We start from the raw sequence: 16645 nt of genomic DNA on the forward strand, positions 1-16645 counted from the left end.
GCGCCTCTTTATGGATGAATGCGCAGGCAGCATACGCCGGATCAGGCGCGACTCAAATCGCTCTGCATGTCCCCCAGCAGCGCCGGCAACTGCCCGGCAAACAGGTGCGGGTAACATTTTTCCAGGTGCTCGAAAAAGAACGCTTCAGGCACATCAGTGAACTGGCCATGGTCGACCAGGTACTCCATCAACGGCTCGCCATCGCGGTTGAAAGGGTGGAACACGCTGTCGTTGATCCCGTCGAACTCCAATGGCGCGACGTTGAACAATTCACACAAGCCTTGATTGAATGCCGGCGTGGCCTTGACCCAGCGTCCGTTCAGGAACAGTTCGGTATAACCGTGCATGGCGAACACGTCGCTCCTGAGCAGTTCGAGCAGCCGCGGGGTCGACAGGTGATTGCGCACATCAGCCAGACCGATACGTGCCGGGATTGCGCAATGCCGCGCTGCGCCAGCCAGCAATGTGGCCTTGGGCACGCAATAGCTTTCCCCTGCCGCCAGGGCGTAACTGCCGCACAGGGTCTGCGGGTCGCGGCTGAAGGTATAGGGGTTGTAGCGCACAGCTTCGCGCACGGCGTAATAGAGATTGATCGCCTGCTCGAGCGGATCGCGACTGGCGCCACGGTGTTTTTCAGCGAACTCCACTACTGACGGGTGGTCACTATCGATGAAGCGGCCGGGGCTCAAATACTCGTGCATGAGATCAATCTCCTGGGGAAGACCCGAGTCTAGCGACAGGATAAGCACAGAGATAACGGCATTTCGGCCAAACATGGGCGCATTGTCGCGCGAGCAGCGAACGATTTGCGCAGGCTGTTGCCAACCGTGCCTGCAAAACTTTTACAAGGTTTCTCACAATTCAACACCTTGCCCTGATCACCCTGCTACGGATGCCGTCTAAGCTCTGAGGGTTGGTTTTGCCCTGGTTCACGGAGGATTAAATATGCTGTTGTTGTGGATACTGGTTCTGATCGTCGGCATTGCCTATCTGGCGCATCGCCGCACCGCCCCACTACCCGCCTTGTGCATCGTTGCCGTTTATGTGGTGGCAATGGGCGCCTTCAGTCACGCGCCAGGCTGGTTGTTGCTGCTGCTATGGGTGTTGATCGCCGCCGTGGCGGCGCCCTTGTTGCTGCCGGACCTGCGCCGCAAATTTTTCAGCGCGCCACTGTTCAGCTGGTTCCAGAAAACCCTGCCGCCGATGTCGCAGACCGAGCGCGATGCGATCGACGCAGGCACGGTGTGGTGGGACGGTGAATTGTTCAGTGGCCGTCCGGACTGGGATAAATTGCTGGCCTACCCGAAAGTGCAGTTGAGCGAAGAGGAACAGGCTTTTATCGATGGCCCGACCGAAGAGCTCTGCGCCATGGTCAGTGACTGGCAGATCGGCCAGGACATGGACCTGCCACCGCAAGCCTGGACCCACATCAAGGACAACGGCTTCTTCGCCCTGATCATCCCCAAGGAATTCGGCGGCAAGGGCTTTTCCGCCTATGCCCACTCCCAGGTGGCGATGAAACTGGCGACTCGCAGCGGCGACCTCGCCTCCACCGTGATGGTCCCCAACTCCCTCGGCCCTGCCGAGCTGCTGCTGCACTACGGCACCGACGAACAACGCAACCACTATTTGCCACGCCTGGCGCGCGGTGACGATATTCCGTGCTTCGCCCTGACCGGCCCGCTTGCCGGCTCCGATGCCGGCGCGATGCCCGACACCGGGATCATCTGCAAGGGTGAATGGGAAGGCCAGGAAACCCTGGGCCTGCGCCTGAACTGGGAAAAACGCTACATCACCCTCGGCCCCGTCGCGACCCTCCTCGGCCTGGCGTTCAAGGCCTATGACCCGGACCATCTGCTGGGTGACAAGGAAGACCTGGGCATCAGCCTGGCGCTGATTCCAACTGACACCCCTGGCGTCGAGATCGGACGTCGCCACCTGCCACTGGGCGCGGCGTTCATGAACGGCCCCAATTCCGGCAAGGACGTGTTCATCCCCCTGGACTACCTGATAGGCGGCCAGGAGATGCTCGGCAAGGGCTGGATGATGTTGATGAACTGCCTGTCCGTCGGCCGTTCGATTTCCCTGCCGGCAGTTGGCACCGGCGCCGCCAAGTTCACCAGCCTGGTGACCGGCCAGTACGCCCAGGTCCGCGAGCAGTTCAACGTGCCACTTTCGGCGTTCGAGGGTATCCAGGAGGCCATGGCGCGTATTGGCGGCAATGCATGGATGATGGATGCAGCGCGGATGCTTACCGCCAACGCCGTAGACCTGGGCGAGAAGCCTTCGGTGCTGTCGGCGATCCTCAAGTACCACCTGACCGAACGTGGACGCGAATGCATCAGCCACGCCATGGATGTACACGGCGGCAAGGCCATCATCATGGGCCCGAACAATTACCTGGGACGCAGCTGGAACGGCGCGCCGATCTTCATCACCGTGGAAGGCGCCAACATCCTTTCGCGCAACCTGATGATCTTCGGCCAAGGCGCGATTCGCTGCCATCCGTTCGTACTCAAGGAAATGGCCCTGGCGGGGCGCGAGGACAAGGATCAGGCCCTGGTCGAGTTCGATGCGTTGCTGCTCAAGCACATCGGATTTGCCGTTGGCAACGCCGCCAGCACCCTGGTGCTGAACCTCGGCTTTGGTCACTTTGAACGGGCGCCAGGCAATGCCCTGAGTCAAGGGTACTTCCGCGCGCTCAACCGCCAGGCCGCCGCGTTCGCCATGCTCGCCGACCTCAGCATGATGCTGCTGGGTGGCGAACTTAAACGTCGCGAACGCCTGTCGGCACGTCTGGGTGATGTACTCAGCAACATGTACCTGGCCTCTGCGGCACTCAAGCGTTACCACGATCTCGATTCGCCTGAACATATGGCGCCGCTGTTTAACTGGGCGATGGAAGAAAGCCTCGGTCAGTCGGAAAAGGCCCTCGACGAACTGCTGACCAACTTCCCGAACAAAGTACTGGGCTGCCTGCTGCGGGTGATCGTGTTTCCAGTCGGTCGCCGTCACAAAGGTCCGTCGGACAAGCTCGGTGCCGAGGTCGCTGCTGTCATCGGTCGCGCCAAAGGTGATCCGACCCTGGAAGAGTTGCTCGGTGGCTGCTACCGCCCGCAGGCGGCAGATGACGCCGTCGGCGCGTTGCAGCATGCGTGCAACCTGTTGAACGCCGCGCATCCTTTGCAGAAGAAGCTGCATGTGGCGCTCAAGAGTGGGCAGGTCAAGCCGGCTGCCGGGGAACACGCGATTGATGCGGCACTGGAAGCGGGCGTATTGCAGCCAGTGGAAGCGCTGACTTTGCGTGATGCCGAGGCGGCACGACGCAAGGTGATCGATGTCGACGACTTCGACAAAGAAGAGCTGGCACTGGCCGACGGAAAGGTCCGCTGATTCCGTTCTACCTGTAAAAACGGGCGCAGGAGCTTTATACTCCCGCGCCCGTTTTGCTCTTGAGGACTTATCTCGTGTCCAACATCGTTGCCGATCATCTCGTCCTGCTGGACCACTTGCGCAGCATCCTGGTCGCCGTGGGCGAGGCCGAGCAGGTTCCCGAAGAAAGCCATGCCTTGTTCCTGGAGCGTTTCGACGAACTGCGGGCATTGTTGCCAGTCGACCCGATCGAAAGCCAATACCTGGGCCAGGACATCCTCTGCCAGGTGATCGCCCGCTACCCGCAAATCGCCCACCTGGTCCCGCGCGACCTGCTGTGGTATTTCGCCGGTGATTGCCTGCACTACATGCCTGACGACGAAATCGATTTGTACCAGGCGCTGGAAGAACGTCGCTTCGAAGCCGAACAGAACGATGAGCCGTTCGACTGGAATCAGGAGAAGCAACTGCTGTCGATGTCCATCGACGACAGCAAGCACTGATCCACGATCAGCACTACAAGAGGCCCGCATGGTGAACATGCGGGCCTTTTTCGTGGCAGCCGATGACTCCATCGCGGGCAAGCGTTGCTCCCACAGGTAAAACCGGACCATTGTGAGCTGACCTTAAGCTCGTGGGAGCAAGGCTTGCCCGCGATGGGGCCTCTCAGGGCAAACCTTCACTTTCAGGTGTCTCATAGGCCGCCATCTCTGCCCCCCGACCAGGCTTGCCCAAGGTCGGCTCTTTCTCCAGGCACTCCACCAGATAATCGATAAACACGCGCAACTTCGGCGGCATGTACCGGGTTGGTGAATGCAGCAGCCAGGCACCACCATGGTAAGACGCCAGAAAGGTCCAGTCCGGCAACACCTGCACGATTACCCCCTGCTCCAACGCGTGACGTGCCGTGAAATAAGGCAGGCTGCCAATTCCGATATGCTGCAACACCGCCCCCAGGCGAACGCCGGTGTGATTGGCGGCATAACGCCCGCGCACACCGACCGTGATCGCCTTGGTGCCCTTTTTGAATTTCCAGCGCGCATCGCTTGGAGTTTCTCCCAGGTAGATGCAACTGTGGTTGAGCAAATCATGGGGGTGCGTCGGTATCCCGTGTTCGGCCAGGTACTGTGGAGTGGCGCACAGCATATGATCGATCGTCAGCAGCTGGCGCCCCACCAGCCCGGCAGGTGGCCGATCAGTGATTCGAATGGCCAGGTCGACATGGTCATCGATCAGATCCACCTGCCGATCCTCCAGCAGCAACTCAACGTCCACCTTGGGAAAACGCCGCAAGAATTCCGGCATGTGCGGGTGAATCACAAACCGCCCAACCGCCTTGGGCACGCTCACCCGTATCAGCCCTTCTGCCTCATCCGTGAACTGGCCACTGATCTCCATGACCGACTTGGCGGCGCTGACCATTTCCTGGCAACGCTTGAACACCTCCTCGCCACCATCACTGAGCCGCAACTTGCGCGTGGTGCGTTGCAGCAAGCGAGTGGCCAACGCTTTTTCCAGGCGCGAAATGCTACGACTGACCGCCGAAGGCGAGGAGCCGAGTTGACGAGCCGCTTCAGAGAAGCTGCCAGTCTCGACAACCTTGACGAAAATCGCCATTTCACCCAGCAGCGGCAACGGAAGATTTATGCTCACAGCGCAACAGTCCTTTGATGTTTGACCGGATTATCACGCTTTTCCCCGCTACCTATAATAAAAAACAGTATTTATCCGGATTCGGCACATGACGCTTCGCCTCTTTTTCCACAGTGATGACCTCAATGCCAACGTGGAAGTACTGGACTGCATGCCGCACGAGAACGAGTTCGCCGTCGTGCTGCGGGCCACACTCTTTCACCCCCAGGGCGGTGGGCAGCCTTTTGATACCGGCTCGATAGGCGAGAGCCAAGTGCTTCGTGTGGTCCAGGGTCCCGACCGCATCATCCATTTTGTCGACCGCCCGATAACCCCGGGCATGACCCGGATTCGGATCGACGAGCAACGTCGCCAGTTCAATACCCGCATGCATTCTGCCGGTCATTTGATCGGCCACCTCGTCCAGGCCATGGGCTGGATGCCAGTCAAGGCGCATCACTGGCCAGGTGAAGGCCGGGTGCAATTCAAACCTGCCGAGTCCGCACAAGAGGTCGACGTAAAGACTGTCCAGATCGGCCTCGATCAGTGGATAGCCGACGACCTGCCACGCCTGTCGTCGCTACGCGAAGGCGCGAGGGAAATCAGCTTTGGCGAACTCCCTGCCTATGGCTGCGGCGGCACTCATGTACGCAGCCTGAGGGAGTTGGGCACGGTCGCCATCGCCTCCGTCTCATCGAAGAAAGGCGTGCTATCGGTTCACTACAGCGTGGACTGAGGCTGGGGCAGCCATTCACTTCGGGCGGTATTGCCGGACACCCGATCTTTTCGATCTAAAAAGCCACACACGCAAAAGGCCCGCGCAGTCTGACTGGCGGGCCTCTTCACTTCTCGGGAACAAATTCTGCACAAACAAAAACGCCGCTCAATGAGCGGCGTTTTCGTTAAATATGGAGCGGGAAACGAGACTCGAACTCGCGACCCCGACCTTGGCAAGGTCGTGCTCTACCAACTGAGCTATTCCCGCAAATGGCGTCCCCTAGGGGACTCGAACCCCTGTTACCGCCGTGAAAGGGCGGTGTCCTAGGCCACTAGACGAAGGGGACACGCTGCCCGGAACACATGGTGTGTGTTTCGGTGCCCAAAGCCGCATCCGAAGACTTGGTTCTGGTTTCACTCAGTGCTGCCCGAAAGCAACACTGTTTAAAAATGGAGCGGGAAACGAGACTCGAACTCGCGACCCCGACCTTGGCAAGGTCGTGCTCTACCAACTGAGCTATTCCCGCATTGGCGTCCCCTAGGGGACTCGAACCCCTGTTACCGCCGTGAAAGGGCGGTGTCCTAGGCCACTAGACGAAGGGGACACACGTACAACATTCACTGCCTACCGCGTTTCGCTGTGTGCTTTACGCTGTAAGTGGCGCGCATTCTATGGATGGATTGAGAGGTCGTCAACCCCCAGATATAAATTTATTTAAATCAATGACTTCGACCTGGATTCAGGCGCGTTTCGGGCTTTTCCGCCGCCCGGTGTCTGACGCCTATATTCTGACGCCTGCCAAGACGTTATAGTCGATCTGCGCCACAGATGATGGCCATATGCACCCAATACAGAGATTACTTATATAAGGCGCATGACGGCCGATACAGGCTGGACACTGTCCGATTCAACCCGCCGTGCGGCGCTATGCGCTCCAATGCCAAGCCACTACACTCGCTCGCGAATCCCATAAAGAGGTCTTACCGGTGACTCCACTCATGATCACCCTGCTCGTCGTAGCCGGGATCGCGCTATTGATCGTCATTGGCTACATGAACAATGTGGTGGAAAACAACAAGCTGGAGAAAGCCCGCACCAAGGTTGAGCTCAACGACCGCCTGCGTCGTTGCGGTGAGATCACCGAGACGTTCCCTGGGCAGTTGATGACACCGGCGCTCAAGCTGCTGTTGACGCGCCTGGAGCTGAATGTCTGCCAGCGCCTGCTCAACCTGGAAAAATCCAATGCCGGGCTCAAGGCCCGGATTGCCGAGCTGACGGCGCTGGTCGCGCAAGGGGAATCGATTCCGGTCAATAACCCGCCGGCGCCGATCCAGACTGAGGCCAAAGCCAAGGACGTACGTTTCCTGCTTGAGGCCCTGCACGGTCAAATTACCCGCGCAGCCCAGGACGGTTTCCTGCCCACCAACGAAGCCAAGCGCTGGATCCGTGAGGTTCGCCATATCCTGGTGCTGCTGCACATCGAGTTTTTCAACAATCTGGGCCAGCACTCGCTGCAGCAAAATCAACCTGGCCAGGCGCGACTGGCTTTCGAGCGCGGCGTTCAATACCTGCGCAAACAGCAGGAACCGCAGGTTTACGCCGAACAGCTGCAGTATCTGGAGAAACTCCTGGCTCGTGCCAACGCCCAGGTGATGGACAAGACTGCGCCTGCCGAAGACGAAGTGAACCAGTTGACCGAAGGCCTCAAGGACGTCGAAGCCGATGCGGACTGGAAGAAAAAAGTCATCTACGACTGATCGACCTGTGCAGGAGCGAGCTTGCTCGCGAAAAACGTCTGAGTGCTGCGGGGTGTCTGAATCCCCGAGTCATCGTTGACGACCATCGCGAGCTCGCGTCTGCAGAGTCAGAGCCTGAAATGCCCCACCATCCCCTTCAGCTCTATCCCCAACTGCGCCAGCTCGATACTGGAAGCGGCATTGCCCTGCATCGCCAGCGAAGACTGGTCGGCGCTGGCACGGATGCTCGTTACGCTTCTATTGATCTCCTCGGCCACCGAGCTCTGTTCCTCGGCGGCTGCAGCAATTTGCTGATTCATCTGCTGAATCAATGACACGGCAGCCGCGATGCTGCCCAAGGCACTTTCGGTCTGCAGTGCATCGCTCACCGCCAGCTTGACCAGCTCCCCGCTGTTCTGGATCTGTTGCACCGATGAGTGCGCCGCAGAACGCAAGGCGCTCACCAGGCGTTCTATTTCCTCGGTCGATTGCTGGGTGCGCTTGGCCAGGGCTCGAACTTCATCTGCAACCACTGCGAAGCCCCTGCCCTGCTCTCCGGCGCGCGCGGCTTCAATCGCCGCGTTCAGCGCCAGCAGGTTGGTCTGCTCGGCCACGCTCTTGATGACGCCGAGCACCGTGCCGATGTTCTGGATCTCGGCGCTCAGGCTTTCAATGCTTGAACTGGCCGAGGTCGCTGAATCCGCCAGCAGCTCGATCCGGGCCATGCTCTGGCGCACCACTTGCTGTCCGCTTTCGACCTTGCTGTCCGCCGTCTGCGCCGCTTGAGCGGCCTCCTCTGCATTACGCGCGACGTCATGCACGGTGGCGGTCATCTGGTTCATCGCGGTGGCTACCTGCTCGGTTTCCTCCTTCTGGCTACTGACCTCAAGATTGGTCTGCTCGGTGCCTGCCGATAACGACTGCGCCGAACTGGCCAACTGTTCGATGCCGGCCTGCAAGCCACTGACGATGGTGCTTAGCCCGGTCCCCATCTGCTGCATGGCGTGCATCAGTTGACCGATTTCGTCGCGCCGGGTCACCTCCACCGTCGCACTCAGATCCCCCGATGCAATTCGCTGGGCGACCTGGATCACACTGCGCAGAGGCGCCACGATCAGGCGGGTGATCACCCACGCGGCAATCAGGCCGGCCAGGAGTGCCAGCACAGAGGAACCGATGATAAGCAATGCGTTCTTCTTCAACTCTGCCTGCATGGACTGATCTTCGGCGACATAGGCCTGGTCCACTCGATCCACCACTTGGGCGGCACGCTGGTGCAACTGCGCATAGACGGTTTTTTCCTGAGCCAGCAGCCCGGTGTACTCCGCGAGTTTTTCGCTGAAACCGGCAATGTGGCCAGTCACTTCGTTGAGCACCGTCTTGTAGCCGTCATCCAAGACCGTGGACTTGAGCTGCTCAGCCTGAGCCAGCGCCTGGTCAGCCTGCTCGATCTTGCCCTGGCCGGCGCCGTCATCACCCTTGCGACTCAAGTCCAGGCGTACACGTGCCTCGTTCATCGCCTGCAGCATCAACCGCGAGACCTGACTGACCTGACCGGCCTGTTCGATGAATTGCGCGCCATCCTTGCCCTGGGACTCTTTCAGGGTGTAAGCCCCATCATCGGCGAGCCCGGCCTGCAAAACATCGAGGTTGTTGGCAACGCTTGAGACTGACCAATTGGCCATTTCCAAGGCCAGGTCCTTGGTCTGGCTGAGCGAGACGAACTCGTCGAAGGCTTTTCTATAAGCCGCCAGCGATTGCTCCACGTCATTCATGACCGGCACATTCGCTGCAGAGGCCTGCTTGAGCCCGGTCGCCAGGGCAATCAGCTCGTCGACCCCGGCGTGCAAGGCCTCGACGGTTTTAGCGTCGCCCCGCAAGGCGTACTCCTGCTCGAGCAAGCGCACCTTGAGCAGGCCGCTATTAAGCGAGGACATCTGTTTGAGATCATTGAAGCGCTGGCTGATGGCCTGCAACGACCATACGCCGATTGCCGCGATAAGCGCCGTCAACAACAGTACCAAGGCAAACCCCACACCCATTTTTTTTGCCATACCGAGGTTGGCAAAACGTCCTTGCACGGCCGATTTCATTGCACTGGGTCCCTTGATCGAGTCTATTCAAGCAGATTCGCAACGGGCCCCAGGCAACACAAGACTCTGACGTCGGAATAATGGCAAAAAGCTACGCACCCGTCGTTTTCAGAACGCTGGAGGTCGATCCGGCGAAGTCGCCATGAAGAAGCGGCGAGCCTGCGGATCACACGCATAGAAAGTGGCTGGATCTTACTTGGGTGACACAGTAAAAGATCGCAGCCTCGTTGCACTCGACAGCGCCTACACATCGTCCTAAGCAGCGTCTGCGCAGGCTTGTGCAAAGCGGGCGGGTTTAGAAGGCCGTTACGCCGCCGTCCACTGCCAAGGAGTGCCCGGTGGTGAAAGCGGCGCCATCGCTGCACAGGTACAACACCGCACTGGCGATCTCCTCCACTTTGCCGATGCGACCGACCGGGTGCATCGCGTTGGCGAACTCGCCCTTCTTCGGATCCGCCTCATAAGCTCGGCGGAACATGTCGGTGTCGATCACCGCAGGGCACACGGCATTGACCCGGATTTTCTTTTTCGCATACTCGATCGCAGCTGACTTGGTCAGGCCGATCACTGCGTGCTTGGACGCCGCATAGATGCTCATCTTCGGCGCAGCGCCCAGGCCCGCCACCGAAGCCGTGTTGACGATGGCGCCACCGCCCTGGGCCAGCAGCAGAGGCAGCTGATACTTCATGCACAGCCATACGCCTTTGACGTTGACCCCCATGATGGCGTCGAACTCGTCAAGCGTGCCGTCCGCCAGCTTGCCCTTCTCGATTTCAATGCCGGCGTTGTTGAAGGCATAGTCCAGGCGCCCGTAGGCATTCACCACCTCGTCCATCAGGTGTTTCACTTCGCTTTCCTGAGTGACGTCGCAGCGCACGAAGGTCGCTTCGCCGCCCAGTGTACGAATCAGCGCCACGGTACCTTCGCCGCTTGCCGTGTCCAGGTCGGCGACCACCACTTTCAAGCCTTCAGCGGCGAATGCCTGGGCAGTCGCGCGGCCGATACCATTACCGGCGCCCGTCACTACCGCTACCTGACCAGAAAACGTCATGCTCATTGTCATGTCCTCGAAGAAAGCCGGGAAAGTGCGTGCACCCAGTCTAGACACAGGTGCCTGCAGCACGTCAGCACTATCAAGAGGCCGGTTGGCTGCTCATGAGTAGCAGTGATGAAACTGCCTGGGGGACTATCACTGCTCTGGATCGAACTGCATTCGCCGTATCAGCGAGACTTGCGGCCTGGGTCATGAAGGGCTATCAACAAGGCTTCATCCCTCTTGAGCGCCTGTCATGACTACCCAGACCAATCGCCAGTTCCTGCTCGCCAAACGTCCGGTGGGCCCGGCGACCCGCGAAACCTTCACCTATCAGGAAGTACCGGTTGGTGAACCGGGCGCAGGACAGATCCTGGTCAAAACCGAATACCTGTCCCTGGACCCTGCCATGCGTGGCTGGATGAACGAGGGCAAGTCCTACATTCCTCCAGTCGGTATCGGCGAAGTCATGCGTGCATTGGGCGTGGGCAAAGTCGTTGCGTCGAACAATCCCGGTTTTGCCGTCGGCGACTACGTCAACGGTGCCCTCGGCGTGCAGGATTATTTCCTCGGCGAGCCAAGGGGTTTTTATAAGGTCGATCCGAAACTGGCCCCGCTGCCACGCTACTTGTCAGCGCTGGGCATGACGGGCATGACCGCTTACTTCGCCTTGCTCGACGTCGGCGCGCCAAAAGAAGGCGACACCGTGGTGCTGTCGGGCGCCGCAGGCGCTGTGGGCAGCATTGCCGGGCAGATCGCCAAGCTCAAGGGGTGTCGTGTGATCGGCATCGCAGGTGGCGCGGACAAGTGCAAGTTCCTGATCGAGGAACTGGGTTTCGACGGCGCTATCGACTACAAGAACGAAGATGTGCACGCCGGCCTGAAGCGTGAATGCCCCAAAGGGGTCGACGTCTATTTCGATAATGTCGGCGGCGATATTCTCGATGCAGTGCTGAGCCGCTTGGCGATGAAAGCGCGAGTGGTTATCTGCGGCGCCATTAGCCAGTACAACAACAAGGAGGCAGTCAAGGGACCCGCCAATTACCTGTCGCTATTGGTCAACCGCGCTCGCATGGAAGGCTTTGTGGTGATGGACCACGCGGCGCAGTTCGCCGCCGCCGGGCAGGAAATGGCGGGCTGGATGGCCAAGGGACAACTCAAGAGCAAGGAAGATATCGTCGAAGGGCTGGAAACGTTCCCGGAGACGCTGATGAAGTTGTTCAGCGGGGAGAACTTTGGCAAGTTGGTGCTGAAGGTGTAACGCCGTCACTGACTGAATCAAAACCCTGTGGGAGCGGGCTTGCCCGCGATGAGGGCGTGTCCGTCGACATCAATGTTGACTGGCACACCGCTATCGCGGGCAAGCCCGCTCCCACAGGTTTAGAGCCGGTTAGGCGAGTTCGGCGACTACGGCGGCCAACGCCTTGGCTGGATCAGCCGCCTGGCTGATCGGACGGCCGATCACCAGGTAATCCGAACCGGCATCCAGCGCCTGCCGCGGGGTCAGGATGCGGCGTTGATCATCCTGGGCGCTGCCGGCCGGACGAATACCTGGCGTCACCAGTTGCAACGACGGGTGAGCCGATTTCAGGGCCTGGGCTTCCAGCGCCGAGCACACCAGGCCATCCATTCCGGCTTTTTGCGCCAATGCAGCCAGGCGCAGTACCTGTTCCTGCGGTTCGATGTCCAGGCCGATACCTGCCAAATCCTCGCGCTCCATGCTGGTCAGCACGGTCACGCCGATCAACAGCGGCTTTGGCCCCGTGCGCTGGTCGAGCACTTCGCGACACGCAGCCATCATGCGCAGGCCACCGGAGCAGTGCACGTTGACCATCCACACGCCCATTTCCGCAGCGGCTTTCACCGCCATCGCGGTGGTGTTGGGGATGTCATGGAACTTGAGGTCGAGGAATACTTCGAAACCCTTGTCGCGCAGGGTGCCGACAATTTCCGACGCACAGCTGGTGAACAGCTCCTTGCCCACTTTGACCCGGCAGAGAGTCGGGTCCAGTTGATCGGCCAGCTTCAGTGCGGCGTCACGGGTGGGGAAATCCAGGGCGACGATGATAGGAGTCTGGCAGACGGACATGGGCGGGCTCTCAGGCAGGACGAAATCGGCGCGCATTGTAGCGGAACCAGCGGCGCTGCGGGACCCGATGATCGGTAAATCGTCCCGACAGCTCAGGCAATACCAGTTTTTTCCCTCAGCGCCGCTCTTCTATGCGGGCGTGACTCTTGCTCCAGTCAGTCAACAAGCTATAGGCCACGGCCAGCAACGTGGGGCCGATGAACAAGCCAATGAAGCCGAATGCGATCAGGCCGCCAAATACCCCCAGCAACACAATCACCAGCGGCAGGTTGCCGCCGCGGCTGATCAGGTAGGGTTTGAGCACGTTGTCGACGCCGCTGATGATGAATGTGCCCCAGATCCCCAGGAACACCGCCATCCCGTAGTCACCTTTCCACGCCAGCCACGCCGTCGCCGGAATCCACACCAGTGGCGGGCCCATGGGAATCAGGCTGAGCAGGAAGGTCACGATACCGAGCACCAGGGCCCCGGGAACGCCGGCAATCAGGAACCCGACCAACGCCAGCAACGCCTGCGCCGCTGCCGTGCCGATCACTCCGTTGACCACCCGCTGTACCGTACCGGCCACCAGCTCGATGTAATAGCCGGCGCGATCGCCGATCAATCGTTCGAGCAAGCCATGGACGAAGGCCGCCAGGCGCGGTCCGTCGCGATAGAAAAAGAACACGAAGACGATGCTCAAGGTCAGTTCCAGGATACCGCCGCCGATCTGCGCACTGCGGGCCAGCAGCCAGTTGCCGACCTGCCCCAGGTACGGCTTGACCGCCAGCATCATCGCTGCGCCCTGCTGGTCGATGCTGTCCCAGATCCCCACCAGCCGCTCGCCAATCAGCGGAATCGAACCGAGCCAGGTCGGGGCCTCGGGCAGGCCGTCGACCTGCACGTCCTTGATGAAAGCGGTGGCATCGCGCACGTGATCGGCCAGGTTGAAACCCAGCCATACCAGGGGTACAGCCACCAGCAACATCCAGCCCAGGGTCAGCACGGCGGCGGCCAGGGATTCGCGACCGTTGAGCCAGCGAGTCAGCAGTCGCATCAATGGCCAACTGGCAAATGCCAGCACCGCCCCCCAGAACAACGCCGACCAGAACGGCGCCATCACCCATAAGCTCGCGCCAAACAGCACCAGGAGCAGGATCTGCACCAACAGCCGATCATTGTTGATCATGTAGGTCTCGTCAGTCAGGAAAGAGTCGGCGAGCGCGCATCCGGCGCTCGCCTGATGAAGCTTATCGCAATAGTTCGATGTGCAGGCCAGAGCCTTCGTTGCTGCCGGTTTCCATCCTTGCCGCGCGCACGCCCTGCTTTACCAGCGCCTGACGCCAGGCTTCGGCGTTCGGCCCGGAGACACTCACGCGCAGGCCGGTATCCAGGTTCAAGCCACGCGACAGCAAGCGCAACCAGGTCTCGTCGGGCGCGCCGGACAACTTCGCAAAGTCGAGTTCGCCCGTACTTTTAAGCTGTCGCAGCAAAGTGGCGGAGGTCGGCAGCAATTCGCCCAGTGGCGCGGCGGCGTCAAACTGCTCGGCATGCAGATACGCTTTACGATTGCCCCTGGTGATGCTGTAGAGCGCTACCAGGGTATTGTCCTGGGGCGCAGCCAGACGCAACAGCAGATAGGCCTGTTGATCATCGGCCCCGTACAGTTTTGCGTTGCCAAACACCTCATTGGCCCACAGGCTGCTCTCCCCGCAGTCACGCGCCTGGCACCAGAACAACAACTCGGCGCCCTGCTTCTGCAAGGCCTCACGGGCCGCGGTAAAAGCGTCAGTGGAAGAGTGTTCCGGGGGCAGTTCGTAGGTGACGGAAGTGGTCTGCCCACGCGCCGTGACCTGTCCGTCAAAGCGCAACTGCCCGCTGATCTTGCGGATCGACCCCAGCGGATAGATCCGTTCCATTTCCACAGCGGGGCGATAGTCGACGATCTGCGCATCGGCCATCCGCGGCAGCATCGGCAGGTCCTGGCTACCGGGCAAGTCGGCAGCAAACGACTGGGCACTGAAACAGCACAGCGCGAAAAAACTGAGTGAGCGCATGGAAAGACTCATCGGATCGGCATGCCCTGGGCACGCGGGACGACCTGTTGGTCATTCGGGGTCGCTGCGGTGTAGAGATCTTTCATGGTTGTCTCCCATTTCAAGCCGCCCAGCCTCGACAGTTGCCAGGCGCAAGTCAAGGAACGGTGAAGAACCGATTGAAACAGTCTGCGACAAGATCCGCGCCAGCCTCATCATTCAGGTGCAAATGATGGCCACCTGGCAGTTGTTCCCGGCTGAAGGGTAGACGCTCCAGCAACGCCTCGTGTCTGGCGAGCATGCCATCGGCGGCGACCACCAGTTTGGCTCGGCAACTGACCCGCTGCACAAAGGTCATCGCCTGTTCCGTGGTCAGGCGCAGGGGCGAAGGCAGCGTCAGGCGGTTGTCGGTGCGCCAGGTATAACCGCCCGGCACCGGCATCAGCCCGCGCTGAGCCAGCAACTCGGCGGCTTCGCGACTTACCGCTACCAGGCCTTTCATCCGCGCTTCGATGGCCCGGTCGAGCGTGGCATACACCGGCTTGCGCTTCTCCCGCAGGTCCAGTTGCGCCTGCAAGGCCATGCCCATCCGCTGCGCGGCATTTTCCGCATCGTCCGTAGGAGGAATGATGCCGTCGATCAGCGCCAGGTGCGTGACGCGCTCCGGCAGTGAACCGGCGATGATCAATGAAGCAATCGCCCCCATCGAATGGCCCAGCAGCGCAAAGCGTTGCAAACCCAGTTGCTCGGCCACTTGCAGTACATCGTGGGCATAGTCCCACATCGCGTAGCCGGCACCGGCAGGCCGGTGTCCGGAATGACCGTGCCCGGCCATGTCCAGGGCAATGATACGCAGGCCATGGAGCCTGGGCGCCAGCCGGGCAAAGCTGTTGGCGTTGTCCAGCCAGCCGTGCAAGGCGATCACGGGCAGCCCGTCCTCAGGCCCGAACAAGTGTGCCGCCAATTCGATGTGCGGCAGGTTCAGGCGAATTTCTTCAACGGCATGGCTCATGCGCAATCCTGCTTGGGACGAGCTTGCCAGCGGCTGAACAGGTTCTTCAGCAGCGTGGCGGTATCCTGGGGGCGCTCGAGTGGAAACATGTGGCCGCCGGGCATGGTCAGGGACTCACCCAGCGGCATGCGTCCCACGGCACTGGCGTGATGGCGCATGACCACCCGGCTCTTGTGCCCGCGAACCACCGCCAGCGGCACTTTCAACTGCCGCGCCCGGCCAGGACTGGTATGGGGCACGCCCCGATAGATACTGATTTCCGTGGCAGGATCGAAGCGCAATCGCAAGGTGTCGCCAACCTGATGCAATCCGTGAAGCAGGTAGGCATCCAGGCACTCCGGATCAAAGCTGCGAAACAGGCTTTTGCCAGCAAAATAGCGGCGGGCGCTGTCCATGTCGCGGAATTCTTCGCGCCGGCCCAGGGTGCGGCCGGCCGGCGTCAGGCGATCGATGAAGCCAAAGCGCTTGGCGGCGCGAATCACCCATTGATCGGCACGAGTCAATACCGGCGAATCGAGCATCACCACCCCGCGGTAGAGCTCCGGGCAGCGCAACGCGGCATGCAGGTGCAGCAAGCCGCCGAAGGAATGGCCGACGCCCCACACCGGCTCCGGTTGCTGTTGCAGGTGATGGATCAGCTCATCCACGAGGTTGTACCAATTGTCGTCCGCCGGAAAGCGCGGATCGTGGGCGTGCTGTTCCAGATGCGTGACCTGAAACTCAGGTGCCAGCGCCGCAAACAATTTGCCATAGGTTCCGGAGGGGAAACCGTTGGCGTGTGCGAAGAATATCTGTTGCGGCATACCGGCAAATCCATCAGCGAGAACATGGGGTGATTGTCCGTAAGACGGTGGGTTACGGCAATGACCATAACGGTCAGGAATGGTGGTAGGAGATATCGCAGAGATCAAAAGATCGTCCGAAGGCTCGGGCCGCGTTCGGACG

Annotated in this window: 14 protein-coding genes, 4 tRNA genes and 1 pseudogene; 5 read left to right on the forward strand and 14 right to left on the reverse strand. The window is 60.4% G+C overall.

What is annotated here, in order from left to right; genetic code table 11:
• Positions 1-41: 41 nt before the first annotated feature.
• Positions 42-701, reverse strand: a complete 660-nt coding sequence (locus AAEZ09_RS17780) for a transglutaminase-like domain-containing protein (protein WP_045061746.1) — start codon at positions 699-701, stop codon at positions 42-44.
• Positions 702-945: 244 nt separating this feature from the next.
• Between AAEZ09_RS17780 and AAEZ09_RS17785 the strand changes: the two genes are divergently transcribed.
• Together AAEZ09_RS17785 and AAEZ09_RS17790 are read left to right on the forward strand one after the other, a co-directional pair.
• Positions 946-3393, forward strand: a complete 2448-nt coding sequence (locus AAEZ09_RS17785) for an acyl-CoA dehydrogenase (protein ID WP_350600224.1) — start codon at positions 946-948, stop codon at positions 3391-3393.
• Positions 3394-3467: 74 nt separating this feature from the next.
• Positions 3468-3875, forward strand: a complete 408-nt coding sequence (locus AAEZ09_RS17790) for a PA2817 family protein (protein WP_045061748.1) — start codon at positions 3468-3470, stop codon at positions 3873-3875.
• A 163-nt stretch (positions 3876-4038) separates the two neighbouring features.
• On the opposite strand, the gene AAEZ09_RS17795 is transcribed toward AAEZ09_RS17790, so the two are convergent.
• Positions 4039-5025 (reverse strand): LysR substrate-binding domain-containing protein, encoded by a 987-nt coding sequence (locus AAEZ09_RS17795; RefSeq protein ID WP_205893472.1) that lies wholly within the window; start codon positions 5023-5025, stop codon positions 4039-4041.
• Between the two features lie 88 nt (positions 5026-5113).
• Between AAEZ09_RS17795 and AAEZ09_RS17800 the strand changes: the two genes are divergently transcribed.
• Positions 5114-5740: an alanyl-tRNA editing protein gene (locus tag AAEZ09_RS17800; RefSeq protein WP_205893471.1), complete on the forward strand. Its 627-nt coding sequence runs from the start codon at positions 5114-5116 to the stop codon at positions 5738-5740.
• Between the two features lie 173 nt (positions 5741-5913).
• Here AAEZ09_RS17800 and AAEZ09_RS17805 read toward each other — a convergent pair.
• The 4 genes from AAEZ09_RS17805 to AAEZ09_RS17820 form a co-directional block, all read right to left on the reverse strand.
• Positions 5914-5989 (reverse strand) — tRNA-Gly (locus AAEZ09_RS17805).
• A gap of 3 nt (positions 5990-5992) precedes the next feature.
• Positions 5993-6068, reverse strand: a tRNA-Glu gene (locus AAEZ09_RS17810).
• A gap of 104 nt (positions 6069-6172) precedes the next feature.
• Positions 6173-6248: transfer RNA gene (locus tag AAEZ09_RS17815), tRNA-Gly, on the reverse strand.
• Between the two features lie 2 nt (positions 6249-6250).
• Positions 6251-6326: transfer RNA gene (locus AAEZ09_RS17820), tRNA-Glu, on the reverse strand.
• Between the two features lie 394 nt (positions 6327-6720).
• Between AAEZ09_RS17820 and AAEZ09_RS17825 the strand changes: the two genes are divergently transcribed.
• Positions 6721-7479, forward strand: coding sequence for a hypothetical protein (locus AAEZ09_RS17825; protein WP_045061751.1), 759 nt, complete (start codon positions 6721-6723; stop codon positions 7477-7479).
• Positions 7480-7586: 107 nt separating this feature from the next.
• Here the strand turns inward: AAEZ09_RS17825 and AAEZ09_RS29500 are convergent, their stop codons facing one another.
• The 3 genes and pseudogenes from AAEZ09_RS29500 to AAEZ09_RS17835 form a co-directional block, all read right to left on the reverse strand.
• On the reverse strand, positions 7587-8300 hold the full coding sequence (locus AAEZ09_RS29500; protein ID WP_412548513.1) for a methyl-accepting chemotaxis protein: 714 nt from the start codon (positions 8298-8300) through the stop codon (positions 7587-7589).
• A pseudogene (locus AAEZ09_RS29505) lies at positions 8286-9551 on the reverse strand (HAMP domain-containing methyl-accepting chemotaxis protein); the annotation flags it as partial. The gene AAEZ09_RS29500 and the pseudogene AAEZ09_RS29505, both read right to left, overlap by 15 nt.
• Before the next feature lie 295 nt (positions 9552-9846).
• Complete coding sequence (locus AAEZ09_RS17835; protein WP_045061753.1) at positions 9847-10608, reverse strand: SDR family oxidoreductase; 762 nt, start codon at positions 10606-10608, stop codon at positions 9847-9849.
• A gap of 232 nt (positions 10609-10840) precedes the next feature.
• Here AAEZ09_RS17835 and AAEZ09_RS17840 point away from each other — a divergent pair, with 232 nt between their 5' ends.
• The gene (locus tag AAEZ09_RS17840; protein ID WP_045061754.1) at positions 10841-11845 is read left to right on the forward strand and encodes an NADP-dependent oxidoreductase; all 1005 of its coding nucleotides are present in this window, start codon (positions 10841-10843) and stop codon (positions 11843-11845) included.
• A 129-nt stretch (positions 11846-11974) separates the two neighbouring features.
• On the opposite strand, the gene pyrF is transcribed toward AAEZ09_RS17840, so the two are convergent.
• From pyrF to AAEZ09_RS17865, 5 genes are all read right to left on the reverse strand, one after another.
• Positions 11975-12673, reverse strand: a complete 699-nt coding sequence (gene pyrF, locus AAEZ09_RS17845) for an orotidine-5'-phosphate decarboxylase (protein ID WP_045061815.1) — start codon at positions 12671-12673, stop codon at positions 11975-11977.
• Positions 12674-12788: 115 nt separating this feature from the next.
• Positions 12789-13841, reverse strand: a complete 1053-nt coding sequence (locus AAEZ09_RS17850; RefSeq protein WP_045061755.1) for an AI-2E family transporter — start codon at positions 13839-13841, stop codon at positions 12789-12791.
• A 61-nt stretch (positions 13842-13902) separates the two neighbouring features.
• Positions 13903-14709 (reverse strand): DUF4892 domain-containing protein, encoded by an 807-nt coding sequence (locus AAEZ09_RS17855; protein ID WP_205893470.1) that lies wholly within the window; start codon positions 14707-14709, stop codon positions 13903-13905.
• Between the two features lie 136 nt (positions 14710-14845).
• Positions 14846-15700 carry an alpha/beta hydrolase gene (locus AAEZ09_RS17860; RefSeq protein WP_045061757.1) on the reverse strand — a complete coding sequence of 285 codons (855 nt, stop codon included), beginning with the start codon at positions 15698-15700 and terminating at the stop codon, positions 14846-14848.
• Positions 15697-16503: an alpha/beta fold hydrolase gene (locus tag AAEZ09_RS17865; protein WP_350600227.1), complete on the reverse strand. Its 807-nt coding sequence runs from the start codon at positions 16501-16503 to the stop codon at positions 15697-15699. The genes AAEZ09_RS17860 and AAEZ09_RS17865 overlap by 4 nt, the downstream gene beginning before the upstream one ends.
• Positions 16504-16645: the final 142 nt, after the last annotated feature.

The sequence above is a fragment of the Pseudomonas sp. 65/3-MNA-CIBAN-0223 genome (assembly GCF_040310425.1).
Classification (GTDB): domain Bacteria; phylum Pseudomonadota; class Gammaproteobacteria; order Pseudomonadales; family Pseudomonadaceae; genus Aquipseudomonas; species Aquipseudomonas gregormendelii.